At 64.9% G+C, this 3,029-nt stretch carries 4 protein-coding genes; all 4 read right to left on the reverse strand.

Features of this window, described 5'->3' with window-relative positions:
- Positions 1-224: 224 nt before the first annotated feature.
- Positions 225-572 (reverse strand): hypothetical protein, encoded by a 348-nt coding sequence (locus ABW137_RS08695; protein WP_526398911.1) that lies wholly within the window; start codon positions 570-572, stop codon positions 225-227.
- A 497-nt stretch (positions 573-1,069) separates the two neighbouring features.
- Positions 1,070-1,465 (reverse strand): hypothetical protein, encoded by a 396-nt coding sequence (locus ABW137_RS08700; RefSeq protein WP_526398913.1) that lies wholly within the window; start codon positions 1,463-1,465, stop codon positions 1,070-1,072.
- 58 nt (positions 1,466-1,523) lie between these two features.
- Complete coding sequence (locus tag ABW137_RS08705) at positions 1,524-2,648, reverse strand: hypothetical protein (RefSeq protein ID WP_526398915.1); 1,125 nt, start codon at positions 2,646-2,648, stop codon at positions 1,524-1,526.
- Positions 2,649-2,918 carry a hypothetical protein gene (locus ABW137_RS08710; protein WP_526398917.1) on the reverse strand — a complete coding sequence of 90 codons (270 nt, stop codon included), beginning with the start codon at positions 2,916-2,918 and terminating at the stop codon, positions 2,649-2,651. It lies immediately after the preceding gene.
- Between the last annotated feature and the right edge of the window lie 111 nt (positions 2,919-3,029).

Raw genomic sequence — 3,029 nt, forward strand, 5'->3', positions numbered from 1 at the left:
TCGGCCTGATCATCGTCGGTGCGATCGCATTTGCGATCGCAGCCTGAACCAGTCGTCGACCATCCCTCATTCTTCTCTCGTCCAGCCGACGACTGTGCAATCAGCTGAGCACCTGGGCCCCAAAGCCTTTCAAGCTGGTCGGCGCCGAATCACCGTTAGCGGTCCGCTGGCCGACATCGACGTATGCATGAGGGAGGCGGGCTCGGACCGCACATTTCAGATCGTCAGCTGCGCCTCCGCGGCGCATAGCCCAACTCGTCCCCTGATCGATCCGCGAACCACCCGTCGACGTCGTCGGCGGCCTGGTGCAACGCCGCGGCGAGTTCACGCGCTTGCCCACTGGTCAAGCCATCCGGCCGCCCGATGATCTCGATGGTCGCGGTCGACGCGACGGACCCGTCCGCCCATTGGTGGCCCGCGGTCCCCACGACGATCGTCCTGCCGGTGATGCCGCGCGCCACCCCGAAGAAGGGCCGCGACGGAATCGGCAGATCGTATTGCCACGGGGCGACGTAGTCCGCGCCGACTGGCTTCGGTACCTGGTGCACGGGTTTGTCGGTGGTGGTGGTCATGTCTCGTCCTCGTCATCGGTGCGTGAACAGCGATGAAATCGCCTGTGTCAGCTACTCCTCGCAGCGAGCCGCGGATCTTGCGGCCATGCTGCAAGAGTGCTGGACACGTGAGCGGCGCGGTGTCCACCGAACGGACCCAAGCGGGATGAATCGGGTGTCACCCATTTGGGGGACACATCGCTCGAACGCAGTCAGGCTGCCTCCGCGGCCCGCCTACTCCGATCGGGCGGTCAAGCGTTTCGAGAATTGATGCGCTCTGTCCAGCCGGCGACCGTCCGCGGCACTATTCGATCTCACCCGTAACGCACCAGCCGGGTCGGCATCGTTCAGCAAACCTGTCGGTGACCTGCCCTAGGATGAAGAACTAACGCAGGGAGTCGCATGACTATATTCAAGTACGACGCAGCAACCGTTGATCTCTGCGCAACCAAGGCGAACCTCGCGCCAAGCACACTCGTCATCGACGATTGGGCCGTCGATGGGGTTCGATTCCATCATCACTCCGACGCTGGCCGCAGTACGTTGGCGTTCAACGCCATGATCCACCGCCCGGTCGGAATCCTTCCCTGCAGCGACCTCAGCGCGTAAAGCGCTCGTTCGTCACTCAGGTTGGTCTGGAATTCGCTTGCGGCACCGAGGATGTCGCTCGCCCAAGAGATCTCCGCGAGTACGAGGACCCGCGACCAGTCCAGTTCGCTCAGCGGCTCCCGTCGCTCGATCGCGTTGAGCAGGCGCTTTATCTCCCGGAAGAACTCAGACTGTGTCGCGACACCAATCAGCGGTCCGAGCACCTCGCTGCCATGAGCCGGCCCCAGATACTCGTTCAGTCCATGGAGCAACAGGAGGTATTCGTCGTCGGAGAGGTCGAACTCGAACATGTCTCGCTCGGTCATGGGGCTTCCAATCTCAGTTGGGCTGTAACAGTGTTGCACCGTGGATCACCGTTCTGCGCTAAGGGATACCGTCGACGTCGATGACGGGGAACTCACCCTGGGTAGGCGGGCCGGGGATGATCTGTGGCGGTACGAAGATGGGCGGCAAGCCCACTCGGGGGGCAGGTCGCGGTTCTACCTTGGGCGATTCGGGGGTGACGCGCGGTGGCGGGGCGGCGGCAAGCTCGGGCAGCGGGATGGCGGGAACCCGCGTCGCCATCTTCCTGCCCACGATCTCGATTCCATCGCGCGGCCTGAACACCGTCCCGTAATCGGCGGCCCGAGGATCGCGTATGACGATGGTGTTCGTCTTCGGGTCGTAGATGGTTGGCGCTCCGTCGCCGGTGCGGCCCACGATCATGCCGCCCTGAGGATCAGCCGCCGCGCGCATCATCCGTTCGACCTCCTTCGCGAGGTACTCAGTGGTCGTGCCAGGGGGCCACTCCGTCACGAGGTGCTTGAGATTGGCGTGGCCGTAGGCAATGTGTTGCGCCGCCCGCGTGATCGGGTCATCACTCCAGCCTCCTGGCGGGGGAGTCGGTGTCGGATTGGGTCTGCGTGGGCGTTCGGGGAAGGGGACACCATGAAAGTCGACGGCTTGCGTGAACGCGTCCACCTGGCTTGCAAACCGCAGATCGTCCAGCCGACTGCCGGCACTGATGATCGCGTGTGATGCATCGTCATCCAGGGCACCGAGCGCGAGGGCCCTGGCTCTGATGGCGGTGGCATGAGCGGTTGCCCGGAGTCGTCGCAGCAGCGATGCGCCTGGCGAAAGGATCCACGACAGATCGCGAACGGAATAGTCTTCGCAGACGACGAACGCTTCGGCTTCTGCGACGGAGACCGCAGCAAGGAGATCGTGCCGTCCGTCCGCGAGTTCACTTGCGGCGAGGCGCGCGGTACTCGCGGCCGCTCGGAGGTCCGCTACGGCGGCGTCGACCCTCTGGCGGTCGGCGTCGATGCGGTGCATCGCGGAACCTGATGCCGTACCAACCCATTCCGTGTCACTTAGCGCCCGCACCCCGCGCAGTGCGTGGTCGTACGCATCGTTCCACGCTGCTGCGGTGTGCTCCCAGTGCGCGGCAGCCGAGGTGAGATAGTCGGGTGTCCACTCCCGGACTCCTGACAGAGTCGGTGCGGCCACCTAGGTGGCGAAGGTGGGGGCAAGAGCGGCGTCGATGGCGTCATATCGCATGCTCGCGACGGTCATCTGCTCACTGGTCCAACTGAGGCGTTCGACGACACGGACGCCACTGGCGGCCACGACGTCGTGGACGTTTTGCACCGCAGCGGCCGTCGATCGGAGCGTGCTGTGCGCTGACGGCGGTGTGCCCACCTCGGCGATGGCGGCTTGCTCGGCGCACGTCGTCGCTAGGTCGGCCAAGCCGTCCGTGCTTACTCGTAGATCACCCACGAAAACGAGCGTAAGCCCGCCGATGTGCACGCTGGCGCACGAGTTTCGGACCCCGGGCAGCCGGGGCGGGCGACGCGTGCGTGACGCTGTCGGCTTTCACCTTGCCGCCGC

Source organism: Mycobacterium sp. (assembly GCF_040509115.1).
Taxonomy (GTDB): Bacteria; Actinomycetota; Actinomycetes; order Mycobacteriales; family Mycobacteriaceae; genus Mycobacterium.